The following is a 23893-nucleotide window of genomic DNA, read 5'->3' on the forward strand; positions in this document are numbered from 1 at the left end:
GAAACTTTATTCTACTCATTCACACACCAAAAATATACATTTAAAAACATACAGTTACAAATGTTCACGCGAATTAAAAAGAATTACTCTTTCATAAAAGCCTACTTTTAAAAAGGATATAAGCAGAATAGCATCTAACTAAGAATAGTTTAGACCTACAAGGAGGAAGTAGCCAAAAACCTCTCCTTAAAAAAGGGCAAAAAAATGCCACCAAAATGGTGGCATTTACACACGGGGGTATTTCTACTTATAGAAATTTTTTACTTTTTGTTTACTTAAACATTTTTTTGAAAGGTAGCATTTACACCCATTTCAAGCAACTTAAAACGCTAAACGGTTAACTCATCGGAACAGTTTATAGAGTTAAACTCTAATACATACGTATTTTTCTTCTAGGTATTCATCTAAACCTTGGTGACCCCCCTCTCTTCCAAGACCTGATTGTTTTACCCCACCGAACGGTGCTACAGGGTTTGATATAACCCCCTCATTTACACCTATCATGCCAAACTCTAACCCTTCGCTTATACGATAGATTTGTTTAATGTTTTGGCTATAAAAATACGCAGCTAATCCATAAGGGACATCATTAGCAAGTGCAAGGACTTCGCTTTCTTCATCAAATGGGATCACCGTTAATACAGGGCCAAACACTTCTTCGTGATAAATATCCATTTGTGTAGTGACATTAGTAACTATTAATGGGTTTTGAAAGCTGCCACCTAAATTACTGTTATCTCCAATTAGCGTAGCGCCTTTATCGAGAGCACCTTTAATCAGTTGTTGCACTTTCTCTTTTGCTTTGGGATAAATAAGCGGGCCTATGTCGGCATTTTCATCAAAACCGTTTGCAACGTTGAGCGCAGCGACTTTGGGTGTAATTTTTTCAAGCACTTCATTTAATATACTGCGCTGGATGAAGATACGGTTTGCCGCTACACACGCTTGGCCACTGTTTCTAAATTTAGCTGCCATTAGGCCATCAATAGCGTCATCAATATCGGCATTATCAAAAATAATGAACGGCGCATTGCCACCTAATTCCATTGATGTTTTTTTAATTGTCTGTGCACACTGTGATAGTAACTGCTTACCTACACCTGTAGAGCCAGTAAAGGTAAACTTACGTACCACCTCTGAGTCAGTCAACATTTTACCAACGTCTTTAGCGTTTTGTGATACCAACACATTAAATGCGCCTTTCACAAAGCCAGCCTGATCAGCTAAATACGCTAAAGCAATAGCACATAGTGGTGTATGTTCAGAAGGTTTTAAAATGAAACTACAGCCAGCAGCATAAGCAGGGGCTACTTTTCGCGTTACCATAGCCACAGGAAAGTTCCATGGTGTTATACCGGCAACCACGCCAATAGGCTGTTTATAACTGGTTAGGCGATGCTGATTGTCGGTTGCAGGGATCACATCCCCATAGCTTCGCTTAGCTTGCTCAGCAAACCACTTAATAAAGCCGGCGCCATAATCTATTTCGCCGAGAGATTCTTTAAGCGGTTTCCCCTGCTCTTTGGTCATAAGTGTAGCTAGCGTTTGTTTATGTTTAATCACCAACTCATACCAGCGCATCAGAGTTTCACTTCGCTCGGTTGCATTAGTGGCCTTTAATTTTACAAACGCGCCTTTTGCCGCATTAATAGCTGTTTTTACACCTTGCTCGTCAATGTCACTTACATCAACAATACTTTGTTCGGTGGCGGGATCATCAACGCTAAAGCGTGTGCTGGTTTTATAAAATTCACCGTTTATAAACGAGTCTGAAAAAATAAGATCACTCAAAATACACCTCCGAAATGGGTTTTGGGCCTCGAGCCTCGAGCCTTGAGCTTCGGGCTTCGGGCTTCGATATATTAAAAAGCCTTGTGCTTAACGCTACCAGGTTTTTAATTTACCCGCACCTCGCAGCCCGTCGCTCGTAACCTTTAAAAAAACGCGGGTAAACCCGCTGCTACTTAATACAAACAAAAAAGCCGCTGTATTAAACAGCGGCTTTTAATATAATAGTCGTTAATTAAAAACTAGTGTTCTTCATTAACGATATTGAGATTGTACTTAGGTATTTCAACCACTAAGTCTTCATCTCTAATAATTGCTTGGCAACCTAAACGTGACTCAGGCTCTAAACCCCAGGCTTTATCTAGCATGTCGTCTTCTAGGTCGTCACTTTCATCTAATGAGTCAAAACCTTCACGGATCACTAAGTGACAAGTTGTACATGCACATGACTTTTCACAGGCATGAGGAATGCTAATGCCATTTTTAAGCGCGATATCAAGTACCGTTTCGCCAGCGGGCGCTTCTATTGCAGCACCGTCAGGACACAACTCCGGATGGGGAAGAAAAACAATTTGTGGCATTCTAATCTCTCTTATATATTGTCTACTGACTGGCCTGTTAAGGCTTTTTTAATTGATGCATCCATTCTACGCGCGGCAAAATCACTACTCGCATTGTCCATTTTTTCAATGGCTGCTTTAATTTCGCTTGGCTCTTGTGCACTCTCGCGTACTTTTGCAAGTTCGTTTATTTCCACTTTTAGCGCCGCTAGTTGCTCAGACTCAAGTAAATCGCCATCAGCTGCTAAAGAGGCTTCCATTGCTTCTATTACACGAAGCGCTTCAACTTGTTGCTCTTTAAGCATACGCGCTTGCATGTCGCCTTTAGCGTTACTCATCGACTCTTTAAGCATATTAGCAACTTGGTCGTCAGACAAACCAAACGACGGTTTTACTTGTATTTCTGCTTGAACGCCAGTTGATTTTTCCATGGCTGATACGCTTAGTAAACCATCAGCGTCTACTTTAAAGGTAACGCGAATATGCGCCGCTCCCGCCGCCATAGGTGGAATGCCTTTTAAGCTGAACTTTGCCAGCGATCGACAATCGTCAACCAGTTCACGCTCACCTTGTAATACATGCAACGACATAGCCGTTTGACCATCTTTAAACGTAGTAAATTCTTGCGCACGTGCAACTGGGATAGTGGTATTGCGTGGAATGATTTTTTCAACCAAGCCACCCATGGTCTCAAGTCCTAGCGACAACGGTAACACATCCAGCAATAACATGTCTGAATCTGGCTTGTTACCAATTAATACGTCTGCTTGTAATGCGGCACCCAGAGCAACAACACGATCAGGGTCAATTGAAGTTAGTGGTTGTTTATCAAAAAACTCGCCAACTTGAGTACGTACCAACGGCATGCGGGTTGAACCGCCAACCATTACCACTTGTAGTACTTCTTGGTTTTCAATACCGGCATCTTTTACTGCACGACGACATGAACGAAGCGTTTTTTTAACCAGTGGCATAGCCAGCTCGTTAAACTTCTCTCGCGTTACTTCAACCATGTATTTTTCATCATCAAACTCAAGGCCAACATTTACTTTTTCGTATTGGCTGAGTGCTTCTTTACAGGCTTTGGCTTTATTTATAAATAAACGTAATACCGAAGGAGATAAGCCCGTCACGCCAGTTTCTTGTTTGAGGTAGTCAACTAATAATGAGTCAAAGTCATCGCCGCCTAAGCTTGAATCGCCACCGGTAGCCAATACTTCAAACACGCCTTTATTTAAGCGCAGTATAGAAATATCAAATGTTCCGCCGCCTAAGTCATAAACGGCAATTATGCCTTCTTGCCCTGAGTCTAATCCGTAGGCAACAGCAGCTGCAGTTGGCTCGTTTAATAAACGCAGTACATTAATGCCGGCAAGTTCAGCCGCGTCTTTGGTGCTTTGGCGCTGTGCATCATCGAAATAGGCTGGTACGGTGATAACCGCGCCTAAAATATCTTGATTACCAAAGCTTTGTTCTGCACGTGCTTTTAAGGCACCTAAAATATGACTTGATGCTTTTACTGGGCTGATTTTTCCGGCTTCAGTTGTTATAGCAAGTGCACCGTTATCATCGCAAAATTGATAAGGCAGTTGGCCATAGCTTTGTTCTATTTCGGCTTGGGTTTTACCTAAAAAGCGCTTAACTGAAATGAGTGTATTAACCGGATCGAGTGTAGCTGCTTGCATTGCGTCTGCACCCACGGTTATGCCACCAGCTTGGTAACGCACTACAGACGGCAACATTGCTTCGCCTGACTCATCAGTAATAGTACGAGCTTCGCCGCTTTGTACGGTTGCCACTAATGAATTCGTGGTACCTAAGTCAATTCCAATTGCTAATTTATGTTCATGTGGTGCCGCGCTCTGCCCCGGCTCAGCAATTTGCAATAATGCCATAATGCTCTTTAAACTCGTGTTGCTCGCTTTGCAGCAAGTGAATTAATCGTCAAATAAACTATCTTCAATGCGTTCAAGCTCGTCGCGTAACTTATAGACAAACTTTAGCTTACGGATACTGTCTGCTGCTTGTTGATATTGCTGCGCATCGTTACTTGCTAACTGCTCTGCCAATTGCGCACTGTATTGCTGATCAAGCTGCTTTATTTGTTTTTCAAAATGATCAATAGCAGAATCAGGATCGCTTGCGCTCGCTAACTCTTCAAGTTCTTCGCGAAGCTCCATTTGCTGCATTAAAAACATGGGATCTTGCAATGTTTGCTGCTCAGCACGAATATCTACGCCTAGCTCGCTCAGCATATATTCTGCACGTTTAACGGGATGCTTAAGTGTTTGCAGTGCATCATTAATTTCGGCAGTACTTTGTACGGCCATTAATTTATCACGACTGCTAGCATTAGCATGGCGATCAGGGTGAACAGCACGTTGAAGTTCTAAGTAGTGCTTGTTGATCGTTGCTAAATCAATATTGTAGTCAACGGGAATTGCAAATAACTCAAAATAACGCATAACTTCTCACAAATGACAAAGCCCTACATTAATTGGCAGGGCTTAGTTATACCCAAGTAGCTTAGGTATTCAAAACAAGTTTGAGCTTAAACGGTAAAGCTTTCGCCACAACCACACTCATCAGCTTGATTAGGGTTGTTAAATTTAAACCCTTCATTTAAGCCTTCTTTAGTGTAGTCGAGCTCAGTGCCGTCGATATAAACTAAGCTTTTAGCGTCAACAATTAAGGTAACGCCTTTGGCCGCAAATGTTTCATCATCATCGTTTAGCTCATCAACAAACTCTAATACATAAGCAAGACCTGAACAGCCCGTCGTTTTAATGCCAACTCGCAGGCCTATGCCTTTACCACGGTTTGCTAAAAATGATTGTACGCGGTTTGCTGCCGCATCTGTCAATGTCACTGCCATGAATATCTCTTAGTTTGTATGTTTGCTTTTGTAATCTGCAATTGCTGCTTGAATTGCATCTTCTGCTAAAATTGAACAGTGAATTTTCACTGGTGGTAATTCTAGCTCTGCGCTGATATCGGTATTTTTGATAGTAGACGCTTCGTCTAGTGTTTTGCCTTTAACCCACTCTGTTACCAGTGAAGATGAAGCAATTGCACTACCACAGCCGTACGTTTTGAATTTTGCATCTTCAATCACGCCTTCTGCAGACACTTTAATTTGCAGTTTCATTACGTCACCACATGCTGGTGCGCCTACCATACCCGTTGCCACTGACGGATCGTTTTTATCTAGAGCACCTACGTTACGTGGGTTTTCTACGTGGTCGATTACTTTATCACTGTAAGCCATAATTCTATCCTCACTACCTGCTAGGTATGGGCTCCACTAATTAGTGGTGTGCCCATTCAACTGAATCTAAATCAACACCTTCTTGGTGCATTTCCCAAAGAGGAGACATTTCACGTAAACGGCCAATCGAGTTTTTCATTAGCTCAACGGTGTAATCAATCTCTTCTTCTGTGGTAAAACGGCCAATACTAAAACGAATTGAACTATGTGCTAATTCGTCGTTGCGGCCTAATGCACGTAATACGTAAGAAGGTTCTAAACTTGCAGATGTACAGGCTGAACCTGACGATACCGCAATATCTTTAACGGCCATTAGTAACGACTCACCTTCAACAAAGTTAAAGCTGATATTAACAATACCAGGTACTGATTGGTCTTGTGTGCCGTTAAAGTACACTTCGTCCATATCTGTTAAAATGCCGTCGATTAGGCGTTTACGTAACGCACTGATGTGTGCGTGATCTTTTTCAAAATCTTGTTTTGCAATTCTAAATGCTGCGCCCATACCTACTAACTGATGGGTCGCTAATGTACCAGAACGCATACCACGTTCATGGCCGCCACCGTGCATTTGTGCTTCTAAACGTGCACGTGGTTTACGACGAACATACAAAGCACCTACGCCTTTAGGGCCGTATACTTTGTGCGCCGAGAATGACATGAAATCTACTTTGGTTTGTTGCACATCGATTAAAACTTTACCTGCGCTTTGTGCTGCATCTACGTGGAACATAATTTTACGTTCGCGACACATTTCACCAATAGTGTTGATGTCTTGGATTACACCTAGCTCGTTATTTACATGCATAATGCTTACAAGCACAGTGTCGTCACGCATCGTATCTGCTAATTTTTGCAGATCAAGTAGGCCGTTTTCTTCAACGTCCATATAAGTTACTTCAAACCCTTGACGCTCAAGCTCACGACATGTGTCGATAACTGCTTTGTGTTCAGTTTTAGCGGTAATAACATGCTTACCTTTTTTCTTGTAAAACTGAGCTGCACCTTTAATAGCAAGGTTATTTGATTCTGTTGCACCCGATGTGAATACAATTTCACGTGGGTCTGCATTAATTAAATCGGCAATATCAGTACGTGCTTGGTCAACGACTTCTTCAGCTTGCCAACCAAAACGGTGTGAACGCGATGCTGGATTACCAAAATTACCGTCCATAGTCAGGCACTGCATCATTTCTTTGGCAACTCGTTCGTCAACGGGCGTAGTTGCTGCGTAATCTAAATAAATCGGTAACTTCATTTCTCTCTCCGCTGCAGGTCAACCTTAAAGTTGACAGCTTACTTGAATATTTTCCAACTGCTTAATTGCATCATTAACGCTGTTTTCTTGGCGAAGAGCGACCGCTTTAACGTCCGACTTTTCAACCAGTTCAGCTAAGGTAATATTATTTAAAAATTCTTCAATTCGTGCGCTTAAGTCTGACCACAATGTATGGGTTAAACAACGCATGCCACTTTGACAACCAGTATTGCTTCGCTGACACCGTGTAGCGTCAACAGATTCATCTACCGCATTGATAACATCGCCAACTGAAATTACATCGGCCTCACGTCCTAGTAAATAGCCCCCACCAGGACCTCGAACAGAACTCACTAGCCCATTCTTACGTAAACGGGCGAATAACTGCTCAAGATAAGACAAAGAAATTTCTTGGCGCTGCGAAATATCTGCAAGCGCTACAGGGCCTATATTTGCATGTAGTGCAACATCCAGCATGGCTGTAACGGCATATCTGCCTTTTGATGTTAACTTCATAACGCCCCCCGCACAAAAGAGTGCAAATTTTAATTACCAGAGTAGATTAGTCAAGTATTATCCTGATTGGCTAGCCTCAAACGGCCACCGATAAACTTGTAATACCCGACTTTTTTGGTCAAGTATTGGGTCTATTGTAATTACCTGAGTAATTTAGTCAAGTATTAGTGGAGTAATAAAGGACGCTATTTATAACTAATTGCTATTTTATAGACTTATTAATTGAGGTAAGAATACCTCGTAATATGTTCATTTCAGCATCTTCAGGGCGAGCACGATTAAACAAGCGACGTAGCTTAGTCATTACCATGCCTGGGTGCTGCTTAATGATGAAGCCTGTTTTAAACAAGGTCTCTTCAAGGTGTTCGTAAAACAGCTCTGTTTGTTTAGACGATGGATATAGGGTTTCGTCTTCTTGTTGTTCCGCTTTAGGCTGTTGATTTAAAAATGCCATACGCGTTTCATAACATAAGGTTTGTACTGCCATCGCTAAATTTAGCGAGCTGTATTCTGGGTTAGCAGGAATACACACATGGTAATTACACAGTTGTAATTCTTCGTTTGTTAAGCCACTGTTTTCACGACCAAATACAAGTGCAACAGGGCCATTTACAGCTTCGCCAACAAGCTTTTCACCACATTCACGCGGCTCAACCATAGGCCACGACAATGTACGCGAACGGGCGCTAGTACCAATAGTTAATGCACAATCAGCAATGGCATCGGCAACCGTATCAACAACAACAGCATTACCAAGTACATCTGTAGCACCTGCAGCCAGTGCGCTGGCATGGCTATCTATTTCACAGGCAGGATCTACAAGGTATAACTTTGATAATCCCATGGTTTTCATGGCACGTGCCGCAGAACCAATATTGCCAGAATGTGATGTGTTTACTAAAACGATGCGGATATCATCTAAGATCATTACAGTGCTACTTATCGAGTACAAAAAAATTGCGCAAATTCTAGCATGAAAACGCGCTGAGATCCTATATTCAATAGTCGAGATCTAAAAGATCAGTTCGGGGTTCGGGGTTCGGCAGGATTGTGTTTGGTATTAATTAAAACGCAATTCGTCATTTATTTATTCATCACCTAAAACTTCAACTCTTGATAGAGCAAATTATAATTGGCAGTTACACAACATTAATTATACCCTCGGAGCCTTTACCCTATGCGCGGCATAAAGCCCCGCCTACAAAATAGTGTGCGCCACCCCATCAGCCTTAGTTTACCTCGCTCACGTTTTAGGCTCGAAGCCCGTCACTCGTAGCCCGTTAACTTAAACCATCGCGGCTTTTACATACACATCAAAGCGGTTTTTCTTGGTTTTGATTTGCATACTCGGGGTTTTATCATTTAAAAATGGCGCGTAATCGGGACGTTTAACCACTACACGCTTACTGGCAAGTGGGTAAGCAAACTCGAGTAAATCATCGGCGTCGGTATCGCCACCCACTAAGTCTTGGAATACCCGCATTTCTTTTTTAACCAGCGCTGATTTTTCACGGTGCGGGAACATTGGATCAAGGTAAACCACATCGGGCATGCTGTCACATTGAGCAAGTAAAGTATGGCTTGAGCCAAAGATAAGGCTCATATTTTGCTGCATCCATGGGCCAATTTCACTATCGTTATAAGCACGTTGTAAGCCATCATATAACAGTGCAGCAACCACGGGATGGCGCTCATGTAAAATTACTTTACAGCCTAATGAGGCTAACACAAAACCATCACGCCCAAGGCCTGCTGTGGCATCGAGTACCACTGGCGTTGCGCCCTTGTTAAGACCAACTGCTTTGGCAATTGATTGCCCTTTACCACCACCAAATTTACGCCTATGTGCAACGGCACCAGTTACAAAGTCTACGTTAATAGCACCTAATTTTGGCTCGTCAGTTTTATACAGGCTTAGTCCTTTATCATCGTAATGCAAGCTAAAACCACTGCTTTGCTCTGCCCATTGAGCAAGCCCAAAGCGTGCTTCTAACTCATTTAAATAAGGTCGACACTCTTTAAACGCACACTGTATAACCACTTCACACTCCGATGATAAATTTCACCGTTATTATACCCAAACAAAGCCAATATACGATCTCTAGTTTAAAACAACTCAATATCGTTATTTTCACTCTCAGGTTCTGGCTGCGTTTGTTGTTTACTTAGTTGTGTTTGAGTAATTAAGTCATCACGCTGTTGAGTGGTTGTTTTTAGCTGGTGCTTAATAAAGGCTAAATCATTAGTGGTTGCAACCAGCTGCTGTGATGTATGACTAAGCTGAGTTATTTGCTCATTAAATTGCGAAGTTGATATCTCGTTGTGTGTTTGCATTAGCGATTGGAGTTGCTCAAGCTGCTCTGTAAGCAGGCTAATTGCACTCGTTTGCATGGCGTTTTGATTTTTAAGCTGGGCAACAATATCTTTAAAAGCAAGGGTTAGCTCATTGTCGCGCATTAGTCGATATTGGTGCTGCTGTATAGTAACTACTTTTTCGTTAGTTACTTCTAAAATATGCGGAAATAAATCTTTATAGCGGCCATAAAGTGATGGCGTATCTACAGGCATATTTTTAATTAATAGTGAAATATTAGGGTAATTAATAATAGTACTATGACCAATATCAACAAAGCGTTCTGCATTTTTATGCTGTATGAGTAGCTCTTGCTCTAATGGGCATACACCTGTTTCTTGGCTATAAAACATTCCCTGGTTATTCTGCCAAAAAACAACCACGACATTGAGGTGTAATGGAGTAAAAAAACCTAAAAAGTATTCACTTAATAATTCTAAATTATCGGCATGATAGCTTTGACAAACAAAACGCATAATGCGCCCCATGTCACCGGTCTCAATCATCGCCATTTCAGCTGTTTTATTGGCCTTTGCTATATCATACTGCAGTGTTGCACACTGCTTGCGATACTGGTAAAGAATTTTAATGCGTGCCATCAACTCCTGTGCGTTAAAAGGCTTCAAAATGTAGTCAGCCCCGCCAACACTAAACCCTTTAATACGTTCAGCTTGCCCCACTTTGGATGATAAAAACATTACCGGAATATCTGTTGTGGCTTTATTTTGTTTAATAGTTTGGCAAACCTCATAACCAGACATGCCCGGCATTTCAACATCAAGCAAAATAATATCGGGGTTATATTTAATCGCTTGTCTTATGCCATCTTCACCATTTTTGGCGTGGATCACTTTGCAAAACCCAGCTAAAGATTCTTCAATAATATGGTGCATTAATTTATCGTCATCAATTGCCAGTATTAACTTTGCCATGCGTTAGTCCCTTTTAGTACTTTGTTCAAAGCATAGTACGCCATGTTAAAACTACTAAAATTTATTCAAAATATTCTTTAACAGCACTGTGTTTTAGGCAATAAAAAAGCGCCTCTGGGGCGCTTTTGTAATTATATTTTAATCCGCAAAAATCAACAGACCCTAAGCGGCGATGCCGCTGTGGCGCAGAAGTGCATCTACACTTGGCTCACGACCGCGGAAGTTTTTAAACAGTGCCATTGGCTCTTCGCTGCCGCCTTTTTCAAGAATATGCTGCATAAACGCTTGGCCAGTTTGTGGATTAAAAATCCCCTCTTCTTCAAATTTAGAGTAGGCATCAGCCGAAAGTACTTCAGCCCATTTATACGAGTAATAGCCTGCACTGTAACCGCCCGCAAAAATATGACTAAAGCCATGCTGAAAACGGTTAAACGCTGGCGGCTTAATGACTGAGGTACGACTGCGTACATCATCAAGTACAGCTTGAATGTTACATGGTTTGTCTGCCACGTAGTCATGGTGAATTTTAAAATCGAATAACGAGAACTCAAGTTGCCTTAGCATTTGCATACCTGAGTTGTAATTTTTAGCGGCCAATAGTTTATCTAGTAGCTCTTTTGGTAATGGCTCACCGGTTTCGAAGTGGCCTGAAATAAAGCTTAGGGCTTCTTCTTCGTAACACCAGTTTTCTAAAAACTGACTTGGCAATTCAACGGCATCCCATGCTACACCATTAATACCAGCAACAGGCGCTGCATCTACTTGAGTTAACATGTGGTGAATGCCGTGACCAAACTCATGGAACAGTGTGGTTACTTCATTATGGGTAAACAAAGCAGGCTTATCGCCAATCGCTTTATTAAAGTTACATACTAAGTAAGCAACTGGTGTTTGAAGTTCACCATTAGCACGCACTTTACGACCCATACAGTCATCCATCCACGCACCACCACGCTTGTGGTCACGGGCGTATAAATCTAAGTAGAAACGACCACGTAAAGTATTGTTGCTATCGTAAATTTCAAAAAAGCGCACATCTTTATGATAAGTATCGATGTCTTTTTGTTCTTTAACTGTAATACCAAATAAGCGGTTAACGGTTTCGAACAAACCACTAAGCACTTTATCGGCAGGGAAGTATGGGCGTAATACTTCATCTGAAATCGCGTATTTTTCTTGCTTTAGCTTTTCGCTGTAATAACCAAAGTCCCATGCCTGTAGTTCACTAATACCGTGCTGTTGCTCTGCATATTGTTGCAACTCTTTAAGCTCTTGCTCTGCTTGTGGCTTAGATTTAGCGGCTAAATCTTCTAAAAATGAAAATACCTGTGCAGGTGATTCTGCCATTTTTGTAGCTAACGATTTTTCGGCGTAATTATTAAAGCCTAGTAATTGTGCTAACTCATGACGCAGTGCCAGTTCTTCACTCATAATCGCTGAGTTATCGAACTCACCCGCATTTGGCCCTTGATCGGATGCACGAGTAGAAAACGCGGTGTATGTTTCTTTGCGAAGTTCACGGTCGTCTGCGTAAGTCATTATAGGTAAGTAAGAAGGGAAATCGAGAGTGAATACCCAGCCTTCTAAGTCTTTACTTTTTGCTGTATCGGCCGCTAATGCCAGTGCTGACTCTGGTAAACCCGCTAGTTGGCTTTCATCGGTAATATGCTTATGCCATGCAAGCGTGGCATCCATCACATTATTACCAAATTTTGAAGCAAGCTCTGATAAACGCGCACTAATTTCACCGTAGCGTTTTTGCTGCTCAGGATTTAGTGCAATGCCTGAAAGCTTAAAGTCACGCAATGCGTTGGTAACGGTTTTTTGCTGAGCGGTAGTGAGTGTTTTGAATTCATCGCTATTATAAAGCGCGCTGTAAGCCTCATATAAGCCTTGATGTTGGCCAACAAAAGTAGAATATTCAGAAATAAGCGGTAAACACTGCTCATAAGCTTCGCGAAGTTCATCGTTGTTCATCACCGAGTTTAAATGTGATACCGGTGAAAATAATCGCGATAGTTTATCGTCAGCTTCTTCAAGGGGTAATACTAAATCATTCCAGGTGTATGATTGCTTTGCTAATACATCATCAATTGCACTGCGACAGTGCTCAATACCTTTTTTTAGTGCCGGGACAACATGCTCTGGCTTTATTTTTGAAAAAGGCGGTAAACCTTCAAGCCCGATTAGGGGATTTGTTTGTGCATTGCTCATAGTCATTCTCAGTTTGTGCAAATATAAAAATGAAGTTGGGGCAAAATACGTAAATACAAGGGGAAGTGTTCAGCTCTTAGCTTAATATACGCTCTACTGCTGATACCTTGATCTTAACTAGCTTGGTTTTCGTTTGATGGTAGAGATTTTAGCAGCCCCGAACAAGTGACTTGTTCATCGCATATGATATTATCGGTAAAACATTGTTAAACACATTTAGAGGATTAAACATGGCTCAGCATTTTGATTACATTGCAATTGGTGGCGGTAGTGGTGGTATTGCATCAGCTAACCGTGCAGCAATGCGTGGCGCAAAAGTAGCATTAATTGAAGCTAAACACATGGGTGGCACCTGCGTAAACGTAGGGTGTGTTCCTAAAAAAGTAATGTGGCATGGCGCTCAAGTTGCTGAAGCAATTAATCTTTATGCTCCTGATTACGGTTTTGATGTTGAAGTTAAAGGCTTTGATTGGTCAAAACTAGTAGAAAGCCGTGAAGCCTATATTGGCCGTATTCACAAAGGCTATGATAATGGTTTAGCTAAAAATGGCGTAACTGTGATCAAAGGTTTTGCAAAGTTTGTTGATAGTAAAACCGTTGAAGTAGATGGCGAACACTATACTGCCGATCACATTTTAGTTGCCGTAGGCGGACGCCCTACGATTCCTAATATTCCAGGTGCTGAACACGGTATTGATTCAAACGGTTTTTTTGAGCTGAACGAACAACCTAAACGTGTTGCTGTTGTTGGTGCCGGTTATATTGCCGTAGAAATTGCCGGTGTTTTACACAGCTTAGGTACACAAACTCACTTATTTGTTCGTAAGAGCAAGCCACTGCGTACCTTTGACCCATACATTATCGACACACTGGTTGATATTATGGCAAAAGAAGGCCCAACACTGCACACTGAGTGTTCACCAAAAGAAGTGGTAAAAGAGGCTGATGGCAGCTTAACGATTCATTTTGAGAATGGTTACAGCGAAAATGTTGATCAGGTTATTTGGGCTATAGGCCGCACGCCAACAACCGATAAAATTAACCTTGCTGCAGCAGGCGTAGAAGTAAACGAAAGCGGTTATGTAAAAGTAGATGAATACCAAAACACCACATCTGAAAATGTATACGCTGTGGGTGATATTATCGAAAATGGTATTGAGCTTACACCAGTTGCTGTTAAAGCGGGTCGTACTCTATCGGAGCGTTTATTTAATAAAGAATTGCCGAACGATTTAAAAATGGACTACAACCTAGTACCAACCGTAGTATTTAGCCACCCACCTATCGGCACAATTGGTTTAACTGAGCAAGAAGCGATTTCTCAGTACGGCGGCGAAAATGTAAAAGTATATAAATCAAGCTTTGCGGCTATGTACACCGCAGTTACTCAGCACCGCCAAGCCTGTAATATGATGTTAGTGTGTGCAGGCGATGATGAAAAAGTTGTGGGCTTACACGGTATTGGTTTTACCGTTGATGAAATGATTCAGGGTTTTGCAGTCGCCATGAAAATGGGCGCAACTAAAGCAGATTTTGATGCGGTCGTCGCACTACACCCAACCGGCTCTGAAGAGTTTGTTACCATGAGATAAGTTCGAGGTTCGAGGTTCGAGGTTCGAGAAATAAAAAAACCTTGCGGTTAACATCGCAAGGTTTTTTATTTAGAAGTTAGATGTTTTGCTCGAGACCCGCAGCCCGTCGCCCGCTAACCTTCGTATTTTAAGCTAAATGCTCTCGGGCCAAATACTCTAACGATTGCATTTCTTGTAAGCGACTAATACAGCGTTTAAATTCAAAGTTTAAATTGCCTTGCGTATAGAGCTCGGTAATCGGTTTTTCTGCAGAGATAATTAACGTTACATTACGCTCATAAAATTCATCTACTAACGCAATAAAGCGCCTTGCTGCATCATCATTATTTTGCCCTAGCTGTTTTACATTAGATAAAATCACCGTGTTATATAACCGGCTTATTTCCATGTAATCAACTTGGCTACGGGCAGTTTCACACAGTTCGCTAAATTCAAACATAACGATGCAGTCAGATACTTTGCGAGTGTTGATCATCCGCCCTTCTATTTCTATTGGGGTATTTAGTTTACCGACTTCTGGCGAGAGCTTGTCAAAATATTCGAATAGGTTTTTATCGGCTTGTTCATCAAGCGGGCTATGAAAAATTTCTGCTTGCTCAAGAGTACGTAATCGGTAATCAATGCCTGAATCTACATTAACTATTTCAGTATGCTTATTCACTAAGGCAATAGCTGGTAAAAAACGGGCACGCTGTAAACCATTGCGGTATAAGTCGTCAGGTATAATATTTGACGTGGCAACCAGTACAATACCGCGAGCGAATAATGCTTCCATTAAACCACCGAGCAACATAGCGTCGGTAATGTCTTGAACAAAAAATTCATCAAAACAAATTATGTCTGTTTCTGCTTTGAAAATATCGGCTACTGTTTCTAAAGGGTTGGCAGTGTTATTTAACTTTTTAAGTTCATCGTGTACTCGGTGCATAAAGCGGTGAAAATGCACTCGCATTTTTCTATCACCCGGTAACGCTTCATAAAAAGTATCAACAAGGTAAGTTTTACCACGGCCTACACCACCCCAAAAGTATAAACCTTTAATTGGAGCTGGCTCTGCTTTATTAAAAAGCTTTGCAAAAAAACCTTTAGATTGTGGTTTTGCTTGTGTTAAATCGTCGTATAAACGCTGTAAATGACGAACTGCATTTTCTTGTGCTGCGTCATGTACAAAGTCATCGCGTTGAAGGTCTTGCTGGTATGTTTGCCAAGGAGTCATATCTATTTACAGTTAAAACACAGTTTAATTTGTAAAGCATATTAACACGCATCAATACTCAGGGTATATTAGACTTAGTAGCATTTTAATTTTTTAGTTATTTTCGCATAGAGGTGAATTTATGGGTACATTTACATGGGTAGGTTTAGTGATAGTGGTTGCTATTGCTGCATTTTTCGTTGGTGCCTTTGTCACTAAAAAACAGTTTAAGCAAGATGAGTTAGAGCAACAAGCAGAGCAAGCTAAGCATTCACTTGAGCAGTATCGCCAAGATGTTGCCGACCATTTGGCGAATACTGGTAAGTTAGTAAACAAAATGAAAGAAAACTACGATCAGTTATTAAGTCATGTTGAAGAAACCAATCAACTGTTACTCGAAGACAGAAATAAAGCCCCTGCTGAGCCGTTTTTCTCAAAAGAAACCACAGAGCAATTACAAGCGTCATTAAAAGAACGTAGTTCAGATCGCTCAAACGCCGATGCCCAACCAGCGGATTATGTGTCGGGTAAGTCAGGTTTATTTGCAGGTGATGTGAATACTTCTAAAGCATCTTGATGAACTTTTTTTTGACCCCATAGTCTTTAGATATAACAGCTTTGTTGTTTTATCTTACTGATATACTTTTTTGAGGCTGCTTATTGCAGCCTTTTGCTTTTTAAGTGGAGTAAACCCTGACTATGAAAATGAAATTATCACTTATCAGTGCTGCTATTTTATCTACTAGCTTATTATTAAGTCCAACCGCCTCGTTTGCTAAGTTGCCGGTTGCCGTTAATGGTCAACAATTACCAACACTTGCCCCTATGCTTGAGCAAATCACGCCAGGTGTAGTGAGTATTCAGGTTTCAGGCTCTAAAGAAGTGCGTCGACGTGGTGACCCACTCGATTTCTTTTTTGGCAACCCGCAGCCACGTAGCCAAAAGCGACAGTTTAGTGGTTTAGGCTCTGGAGTTATTATTGATGCCGATAAAGGCTATGTGGTTACTAACAACCATGTAGTACAAGACGCCGAAAAAATGGTGGTTACCCTCGAAGATGGTCGCGAATATGATGCAACAAAAATTGGTAGCGATAAAGAGTCTGATATTGCGCTACTACAAATAGACGCAGATGAATTAACCGCGGTAAAACTTGCTAACTCAGATGACTTACGTGTCGGTGATTTTGCTGTAGCTATTGGTAACCCTTTTGGTTTAAGCCACACCGTTACCTCAGGTATTGTTAGCGCATTAGGCCGTAGTGGTTTAAATATTGAAGGCTACGAAGATTTCATTCAAACCGATGCCGCGATTAACCAAGGCAACTCAGGTGGCGCTTTAGTTAATTTAAACGGTGAGTTAATTGGTATTAATACCGCTATTTTAGGTGCATCGGGTGGTAATGTGGGGATTGGTTTTGCTATTCCATCAAACATGATGAAAAACCTTGTTGATCAAATTGTAGAGCATGGTGAAGTACGCCGTGGCTCGCTAGGTATTTCAGGCCGCCCTCTTGATGCAGGCCTTGCCAAAGCACAGCAGCTTGATGTTAAACAAGGCGCTTACGTTATGCAGGTACTCGATGACACAGCTGCCAGCAAAGCCGGTATTAAAGCAGGCGATGTGATTATTAGCATTAATGGCAGTGAAATTAGTGGCTTCCATGAACTACGAAGCAAAATTGCCACTTTAGGTGAAGGCCGTGAAGTACAGCTAGGAATTTACCGTGACGGTAAAGTTAAAAACGTCGAAGTTACCCTAGATGGCGCATCAGGAATTACAGCGGCAGGTGAAGAGTTACACCCAGCATTCCAAGGTGCAACACTTGAAAACGTGAAGAAAAACAAAATGAAAGGTATTGAAGTAACCTCTGTCGATCCTCGTTCACCATCAGCACGGGTTGGCCTCGAAGAAGGCGATGTTATTGTGCAAGTAAACCGTCAACGGGTAGAAAGCATTCGCGACATGAACCAAATTATCGACGATATTCAAGGTAATATTGTGTTAGGTGTTAAACGCGGACGCGAGTCTATCTTTGTATTAATTCAGTAATAATACAATAAAAGTAACAGCGGCACTTGCCGCTGTTATTTTTTTTGTGCCATCATAAAGGGATTGCTCACTAACAATAAGAATACCGTGCTAAAACTTCTAAAATTTGTACTTCCTCCTTTGTTTGCCGGTTTAGGCATTGCTTTTTTAGTGGTTTTTTTCAGCCCTAACATGCGCACTGCATTACTACCTAATGTTCCCCTGCCAAGCGCAATGACCACAAGCCATTTAAGCTTTTCGGATGCGGTTAAACGCGCGGCACCATCGGTTGTCACTATTTTTTCAGAAAGCATTTCAAAAGAGCCACGCTACAAGCGCCAAAATACGGTGCAAGAGTTAGGATCTGGCGTGATCATGTCACCCGATGGCTATATATTGACAAACTACCATGTGATCAATAATGCCGATCAAATACTGGTGATTCTTACCGATGGGAGACGTTTTTTTGATGTACAACTTATTGGCTTTGATACCATTACCGATTTAGCATTATTAAAAATAAATGCCAACCACCTCCCTGTTATTCCTGTTAATGACAACTACACCACGAATGTGGGCGATTTGGTGTTAGCAATCGGGAATCCATTAAATTTAGGGCAAACAATTACTCAGGGGATCATTAGCGCTACTGGTAAGCAAAAAATTACCGACAGTCCTTACAATAACTTATTGCAAATGGATGCCGCTATTAATGTGGGCAATTCGGGAGGAGCGCTGGTAAATTCTAATGGCGATTTAGTAGGGATCACCTCAGCCCAATTTAAAACCCGTGAGAACTTAAACATTCAGGGAATATTTTTTGCCGTACCCTACACCCTTGCTAAAGAAGTTATGGGTAAACTTATTCGCCATGGACGGGTTGTACGGGGTTACTTGGGCTTTGAAGGCACAGCAGTGGATAGTACGGGCAAAGAGGTCAATGATAGCCTAACGCCTGTCGCAGGCATGCGTATTACCAATCTCGACCCTCTAGGTCCTGCATGGCAGGCGGGTATAGAAGAGCAAGATATTGTAATTAAAATTGCTGGGCTTTCAGTGGCTAATCCACAAAATGTATTAAAAAAGATTGGCAGTACCGAGCCAGGTAAAGAAATTGAGTTTGAGCTATACCGTAACGGTAAAATACAAAAAATAATGGTGAAAGTAGCCGAGCTCGAAACCAAGCTATAAAGCGCTTGTTTACCCTTTGACATAAGGCATAAAAAAACGCGATATATAATCGCGTTTTTTATGCGTTAGAATAATAAATGTATTAATATAACTAATTGCTTTTGCGTTTGATGTTAGCACCTAACGCACTGAGTTTATCTTCAATACGCTGATAACCTCTATCTACATGATAAATACGATCAACAACCGTTTCACCTTGAGCCACAATTCCCGTTAAAATAAGGCTTGCTGATGCTCGTAAATCGGTTGCCATAACCTGCGCACCCGATAAGCTTTGTGTTTCACCACAAAAAGCCGTATTGCCTTCAAGACGAATATTAGCGCCCATACGCTGTAGCTCAGGTACATGCATAAAACGATTTTCAAAAATAGTTTCGGTAATGGTCGCACTGCCGTTAGCCACTACATTTAAAGCGGTAAATTGAGCTTGCATGTCGGTTGGAAAACCTGGGTGCGGCATAGTTTTAATATTAACCGCTTTAAGCTCTCGGCCTCGCATATCAAGATAAATACTATCCTCATGCACTTCTAGTAACGCATTGGTTGCACGCAGTTTTTCAATTACCGGCTCAAGTGAATGAAAGTCGGTCATTTTACATAGTACTTCGCCACCGGCCATCGCGGCGGCAACTAAGAAGGTACCGGTTTCAATACGATCCGGTAATATGCGGTGCTCACAACCTGATAGGCGCTCAACCCCTTCAATCTCAATACGGCTAGAACCTGCACCAGTAATTTTAGCGCCCATTGCAATTAAGCAATTAGCTAAATCGATGATTTCGGGCTCGCGCGCTGCATTTTCTAAAACAGTTTTGCCATCTGCAAGCGTTGCCGCCATGAGTAAGTTTTCGGTAGCACCGACACTGATCATTTCCATGAAAATTTCAGCGCCTTTTAAGCGTCCATCTACTTTGGCATTAATATAACCATTTTCCACAGTTATTTGCGCGCCCATGCGCTCTAAACCTTGAATATGAATATCAACTGGGCGTGCACCAATAGCACAGCCACCCGGCAAAGATACTTGAGCCTCACCAAAACGAGCCACTAAAGGCCCAAGTGCGAGCACTGATGCGCGCATTTGCTTTACTAATTCATAAGGCGCTAACGTACTATTTACCGTTACACCATCAATAATAAGTGAATCACCTTGCCACTGAACATCAGCGCCTAAGGTTTTTAATAAAGCTTCAGTAGTTATAATATCGCGAAGGCGCGGTACATTAGTAAAGGTACTTTTACCCTCGGGTAATAAGGCTGCAAATAAAATAGGCAGTGCCGCATTTTTAGCGCCAGAAATAGTTACTTCACCAGCCAGCGAAGTGCCACCTTGAATTACAAATTGATCCATCTAAGGGGCCTTATTTATTGCGGTAAAATGAATTTTTGCTCACGTTTCCACTCAGTCGGAGTAAAAGCGCGGATAGAAACAGCGTGAATGGTACCATCTGAAATAGTATTCATTAATGGGCCATACACTAACTGTTGCTTTTTAACACGACTTAATCCGTCAAAGCATTCACCAACTGCAATTACTTCATAATGACTGCCATTGGCTTTTACATGTACTTCAGCTAACTGAAGCTCGTCGCGTAATAATGTTTCGACTTGACTCGTTTCCATAACTCTCACTCAAATAGGGTTGTAACCTGACCCAACTGCATAAGATTTTGCAGTTGTTCAGGTGGGTTTTGCAATTCAAGGCGAATACCTTGCTGCTTAAATTCTGTAAAAGAGTGAATTAACCAAGCTAAGCCGGCTGTGTCAACCCTTGTGACCTCAGTTAGGTCAAAATAAAGGGTTTTATGCTTAGTTTGTCGCTTAGTGTTCAGAAGCCGTTCATTGCCAATTGAGTTATGAGTCAATTCACCAGTAACTCGTAAATGCTGCTCATCAACTTGGCTGATTGCCAATTTACTCATTTGTATCGCTGCCTCTAAACTGAACCGGTAGCTTACTTTTTTGCTCTAATAGGCCGCTAACATGGTCAATACCTTGTTGGCGTAAAATACCCTGAAGTTCACTTTGTTTTGCATCAAGTAAACTAATACCTTCAGCAATCATGTCGTAAGCGCGCCACTCACCGCTTCGGTCTTCACGTACTTTAAAATCAATTTTTATATCAGGTTTACCCGCTTCAACAATTTTGGTTTTTACCACCACCACGTCTTTACCTTTAAACGGTTGCTCGGCAGCAAATTCAACTTGTTGATTAGTGTATTGGGTAAATACACCGGCATAGGTGGCAACTAAATACTCTCTAAACGCACCAATAAAACGCTGAATATCTTCAATTGCTTTTGCTTTTTCTGCCTTGTCGGTAATTGCGCGTACCTTAGACACTTCGCTACCTAACACTCTTAGTGCTGCATATTTGTAGTCGATGTACGGCATTAACTCTTCTTCAACAATAACACGTAAATGTTCTTTATCTTTTACTATTAATGGTTGATCTTGGGTAATTCGTGCAAAGGTATTGTCAGCAACTTGACGTACCATTTTATTAGGATCAGTTAATTTTACTTCTGCTGCTTGCACGCTTTGTAATAGCATTAAACTTACCAGCGCAATACTTACTAAAAATGTTTTCAACATAATAATTACTCACTACCTTGGTTGAATAAGAACTGGCCAATTAATTCTTCAAGTACCAATGCCGATTTGGTATCAGTGATTGAGTCGCCACTTGCTAATGCTTTGCTTTGCACCCCAAATAAATCATCAATAGCTTGGTCTTGTGCACTGTTTGCAACATCTTCGCCTAAACAACGTTGCTTAGCTGAATCCGAGGCGATCACAGGGTTAATACCTAAATATTGCTCACCTAAAATACCCGAGGTTAAAATTGAGATAGAGCTGGTATCTGAAAAACGACATAAATACTGCGCATCAATACTCATATTTACTACTGGTAAAAACTCTTGCGGGTGAACATAAATTGACTCGACACGACCAATAACAACTCCCCCTACTTTAATAGGCGCGCGAGTTTTTAATGAGCCTATATTTTCAAACTTGGCGTTTAATGTGTAGGTTTCACCTGAGCCGCTAATACCTGAATTGGCCACTTTAAGCGCTAGCATTGAAAATGCCAAGATACCCAGCGCGACAAAAAAACCAACTAAAATTTCTAATTTCCGTGAATTCATTATTTAATACCCTATTAGCTAGTAAACATTACCGCTGTCAAAATAAAGTCAAAACCTAATACCGCCAGTGATGAATGCACCACTGTTTCTGTTGTTGCCTTGCTGATACCTTCTGATGTAGGAATACAGTCATACCCTTTATAAAGCGCAATCCAAGTCACAACAATCGCAAATACGATACTTTTAATTAAACCGTTTAGTATATCTTTTTCAAACGAGACCTGGGCTTGCATTATTGACCAAAAACTTCCGGTATCAACGCCTAGCCAATCAACACCGACTAAGTGAGCACCAATAATAGCGACCGCTGAAAAAATTAACGCCAATAACGGCATACTAATTAAGCCAGCCCAAAATCGCGGCGCAATAATACGCCTAAGCGGGTCAATAGCCATCATCTCTAGCGACGATAACTGCTCGGTGGCTTTCATTAAGCCGATTTCAGCGGTTAACGCACTGCCTGCTCTGCCTGCAAATAATAACGCAGTAACTACGGGTCCAAGCTCACGTAACAAGCTAAGCGCTACTAACGGGCCTAGGCTATCTTCTGCACCATAATCAACTAAAACGGTATAACCTTGCAGCGCTAGAACCATGCCGATAAACAATCCTGACACAACAATGATCAATAATGACTGTGAGCCAACCATGTAGAGTTGGCGCACCAGCAGAGGCGTACCTTTTTTAAAATTGGGTAAATGCCATAATGCACTTGCCAACATTTGTGTTGAACGCCCGAGTGCTGCAAATCGACCCAGCGTTTTATGGCCTATTTTTTGTAGTAAATCCAACATTACTGCGACTCTCCTAACAGTTCATCTGCATAGGTTTGTGCTGGATAATGAAATGGTACAGGCCCATCTGATAATCCTTTCAAAAATTGTTGCACAAGTGGTGATTCGTGCTTACGCATTTCATCTGGCGTGCCGCTACCAATCACACCTTGATCGGCAATAATAATAACGTGGTCGGCAATGCTCATTACTTCACTCACATCGTGCGTAACAATTAAAGAAGATAAACCAAGTACTTCATTTAATGACTTAATCAGCTTAACCAACACTCCCATTGAAATGGGATCTTGTCCTGCAAAAGGCTCATCATACATAATTAGCTCAGGATCAAGCGCTATAGAGCGAGCCAAGGCTGCGCGACGTGCCATACCACCAGATAACTCTGAAGGCATTAAATCTTTAGCACCACGTAAGCCAACTGCTTGTAGTTTCATTAAAACCACTAAACGGATTAAGTCTTCACTGAGTTGTGTATGCTCGCGGATAGGAAATGCGATATTGTCGAATACCGACATATCGGTAAATAAAGCACCGCTTTGAAATAACATACTCATACGTTTACGTGCCGCGTAGAGCTCTTTACGGGACATGGCGACTATGCTGTCTTTTTTAAATAAAATATCACCGGAGTCGGGTTTGAGCTGGCCACCAATTAAGCGCAGCATCGTGGTTTTGCCAATTCCGCTTGGCCCCATAATGGCAGTAATTTTACCTTCTGGGACATCAAAGCTCATATTTTTGTATATGACCCTATCGCCTCTAGAAAAGGTAACATCCTTGACTTCTACTATTGATTGCGACAAGTCGCTCTCCATAACAATATTCTCTCATATTTCTATTTTAAGGGTTTTTTGGTCAAGATGGAAAAAACAATTCGTAAGATTTTGTAATAGCCACGTAAAAACAGCTATAAGACTGCGACAAATTGACTTAACCGATGCTTAAACAAGCAAGTTAACCCATTAAATAATTATTTTAATAACCGCCTAATGTATTACAGCTTACTCTTTTACTTATACTTTTATGGTGGCTTTTGTTACTATTCGCGCTAT

At 41.5% G+C, this 23893-nt stretch carries 24 protein-coding genes; 4 read left to right on the forward strand and 20 right to left on the reverse strand.

What is annotated here, in order from left to right:
• Positions 1-363: 363 nt before the first annotated feature.
• From DK924_RS13110 to prlC, 12 genes are all read right to left on the reverse strand, one after another.
• The gene (locus DK924_RS13110; RefSeq protein WP_109875405.1) at positions 364-1791 is read right to left on the reverse strand and encodes an NAD-dependent succinate-semialdehyde dehydrogenase; all 1428 of its coding nucleotides are present in this window, start codon (positions 1789-1791) and stop codon (positions 364-366) included.
• Between the two features lie 239 nt (positions 1792-2030).
• Positions 2031-2369 carry an ISC system 2Fe-2S type ferredoxin gene (gene fdx, locus DK924_RS13115; RefSeq protein WP_008113929.1) on the reverse strand — a complete coding sequence of 113 codons (339 nt, stop codon included), beginning with the start codon at positions 2367-2369 and terminating at the stop codon, positions 2031-2033.
• Between the two features lie 11 nt (positions 2370-2380).
• The gene (gene hscA, locus DK924_RS13120; RefSeq protein WP_109875406.1) at positions 2381-4243 is read right to left on the reverse strand and encodes a Fe-S protein assembly chaperone HscA; all 1863 of its coding nucleotides are present in this window, start codon (positions 4241-4243) and stop codon (positions 2381-2383) included.
• Positions 4244-4285: 42 nt separating this feature from the next.
• The gene (gene hscB, locus DK924_RS13125) at positions 4286-4813 is read right to left on the reverse strand and encodes a co-chaperone HscB (protein WP_109875407.1); all 528 of its coding nucleotides are present in this window, start codon (positions 4811-4813) and stop codon (positions 4286-4288) included.
• An 86-nt stretch (positions 4814-4899) separates the two neighbouring features.
• Positions 4900-5223, reverse strand: coding sequence for an iron-sulfur cluster assembly protein IscA (gene iscA, locus DK924_RS13130; RefSeq protein ID WP_008113924.1), 324 nt, complete (start codon positions 5221-5223; stop codon positions 4900-4902).
• 9 nt (positions 5224-5232) lie between these two features.
• Positions 5233-5616, reverse strand: coding sequence for a Fe-S cluster assembly scaffold IscU (gene iscU, locus DK924_RS13135; RefSeq protein WP_054202356.1), 384 nt, complete (start codon positions 5614-5616; stop codon positions 5233-5235).
• A 40-nt stretch (positions 5617-5656) separates the two neighbouring features.
• A complete protein-coding gene (locus DK924_RS13140) occupies positions 5657-6874 on the reverse strand; it encodes an IscS subfamily cysteine desulfurase (RefSeq protein WP_008113922.1) in 1218 nt (405 codons plus the stop codon).
• Between the two features lie 24 nt (positions 6875-6898).
• Entirely contained in the window at positions 6899-7390 is a 492-nt protein-coding gene (iscR, locus tag DK924_RS13145; protein WP_008113921.1) for a Fe-S cluster assembly transcriptional regulator IscR, read from the reverse strand.
• Positions 7391-7592: 202 nt separating this feature from the next.
• Positions 7593-8318, reverse strand: coding sequence for a tRNA (cytosine(32)/uridine(32)-2'-O)-methyltransferase TrmJ (trmJ, locus tag DK924_RS13150; protein ID WP_109875408.1), 726 nt, complete (start codon positions 8316-8318; stop codon positions 7593-7595).
• 357 nt (positions 8319-8675) lie between these two features.
• Positions 8676-9431: a class I SAM-dependent methyltransferase gene (locus tag DK924_RS13155; RefSeq protein ID WP_109875409.1), complete on the reverse strand. Its 756-nt coding sequence runs from the start codon at positions 9429-9431 to the stop codon at positions 8676-8678.
• Between the two features lie 65 nt (positions 9432-9496).
• Positions 9497-10675 carry a PleD family two-component system response regulator gene (locus DK924_RS13160; protein WP_109875410.1) on the reverse strand — a complete coding sequence of 393 codons (1179 nt, stop codon included), beginning with the start codon at positions 10673-10675 and terminating at the stop codon, positions 9497-9499.
• Between the two features lie 162 nt (positions 10676-10837).
• Positions 10838-12889 (reverse strand): oligopeptidase A, encoded by a 2052-nt coding sequence (gene prlC, locus DK924_RS13165; RefSeq protein WP_010390585.1) that lies wholly within the window; start codon positions 12887-12889, stop codon positions 10838-10840.
• Between the two features lie 230 nt (positions 12890-13119).
• Between prlC and gorA the strand changes: the two genes are divergently transcribed.
• The gene (gene gorA, locus DK924_RS13170) at positions 13120-14481 is read left to right on the forward strand and encodes a glutathione-disulfide reductase (protein ID WP_109875411.1); all 1362 of its coding nucleotides are present in this window, start codon (positions 13120-13122) and stop codon (positions 14479-14481) included.
• A gap of 127 nt (positions 14482-14608) precedes the next feature.
• On the opposite strand, the gene zapE is transcribed toward gorA, so the two are convergent.
• Positions 14609-15697 carry a cell division protein ZapE gene (zapE, locus tag DK924_RS13175; RefSeq protein WP_109875412.1) on the reverse strand — a complete coding sequence of 363 codons (1089 nt, stop codon included), beginning with the start codon at positions 15695-15697 and terminating at the stop codon, positions 14609-14611.
• Positions 15698-15818: 121 nt separating this feature from the next.
• On the opposite strand from zapE, the gene DK924_RS13180 reads away from it, so the two are divergent.
• The 3 genes from DK924_RS13180 to DK924_RS13190 all read left to right on the forward strand — a co-directional run bounded on the left by DK924_RS13180 (position 15819) and on the right by DK924_RS13190 (position 18898).
• The gene (locus DK924_RS13180) at positions 15819-16253 is read left to right on the forward strand and encodes a YhcB family protein (RefSeq protein ID WP_008115546.1); all 435 of its coding nucleotides are present in this window, start codon (positions 15819-15821) and stop codon (positions 16251-16253) included.
• A gap of 122 nt (positions 16254-16375) precedes the next feature.
• The gene (locus DK924_RS13185) at positions 16376-17728 is read left to right on the forward strand and encodes a Do family serine endopeptidase (RefSeq protein WP_054202364.1); all 1353 of its coding nucleotides are present in this window, start codon (positions 16376-16378) and stop codon (positions 17726-17728) included.
• A gap of 87 nt (positions 17729-17815) precedes the next feature.
• Positions 17816-18898, forward strand: coding sequence for a trypsin-like peptidase domain-containing protein (locus DK924_RS13190; RefSeq protein ID WP_075170489.1), 1083 nt, complete (start codon positions 17816-17818; stop codon positions 18896-18898).
• Positions 18899-18989: 91 nt separating this feature from the next.
• On the opposite strand, the gene murA is transcribed toward DK924_RS13190, so the two are convergent.
• Genes murA through DK924_RS13225 form a run of 7 tightly spaced genes read right to left on the reverse strand, consistent with a single transcriptional unit; the run spans position 18990 to position 23656 of the window.
• Entirely contained in the window at positions 18990-20249 is a 1260-nt protein-coding gene (gene murA, locus DK924_RS13195; RefSeq protein ID WP_109875413.1) for a UDP-N-acetylglucosamine 1-carboxyvinyltransferase, read from the reverse strand.
• A gap of 14 nt (positions 20250-20263) precedes the next feature.
• A complete protein-coding gene (locus tag DK924_RS13200) occupies positions 20264-20521 on the reverse strand; it encodes a BolA family protein (protein WP_007378312.1) in 258 nt (85 codons plus the stop codon).
• 5 nt (positions 20522-20526) lie between these two features.
• The gene (locus DK924_RS13205; protein WP_010390575.1) at positions 20527-20820 is read right to left on the reverse strand and encodes a lipid asymmetry maintenance protein MlaB; all 294 of its coding nucleotides are present in this window, start codon (positions 20818-20820) and stop codon (positions 20527-20529) included.
• Positions 20813-21493, reverse strand: coding sequence for a phospholipid-binding protein MlaC (locus DK924_RS13210; RefSeq protein WP_010390574.1), 681 nt, complete (start codon positions 21491-21493; stop codon positions 20813-20815). Before DK924_RS13210 ends, DK924_RS13205 begins: the two co-directional genes overlap by 8 nt.
• A gap of 5 nt (positions 21494-21498) precedes the next feature.
• Positions 21499-22047: an outer membrane lipid asymmetry maintenance protein MlaD gene (gene mlaD / locus DK924_RS13215; RefSeq protein WP_008115537.1), complete on the reverse strand. Its 549-nt coding sequence runs from the start codon at positions 22045-22047 to the stop codon at positions 21499-21501.
• Positions 22048-22061: 14 nt separating this feature from the next.
• Positions 22062-22841 carry a lipid asymmetry maintenance ABC transporter permease subunit MlaE gene (mlaE, locus tag DK924_RS13220; RefSeq protein ID WP_008115536.1) on the reverse strand — a complete coding sequence of 260 codons (780 nt, stop codon included), beginning with the start codon at positions 22839-22841 and terminating at the stop codon, positions 22062-22064.
• Positions 22841-23656, reverse strand: a complete 816-nt coding sequence (locus tag DK924_RS13225) for an ATP-binding cassette domain-containing protein (RefSeq protein ID WP_109875414.1) — start codon at positions 23654-23656, stop codon at positions 22841-22843. Before DK924_RS13225 ends, mlaE begins: the two co-directional genes overlap by 1 nt.
• Between the last annotated feature and the right edge of the window lie 237 nt (positions 23657-23893).

Source organism: Pseudoalteromonas sp. meg-B1 (assembly GCF_003173795.1).
GTDB classification, from domain to species: Bacteria; Pseudomonadota; Gammaproteobacteria; order Enterobacterales; family Alteromonadaceae; genus Pseudoalteromonas; species Pseudoalteromonas undina.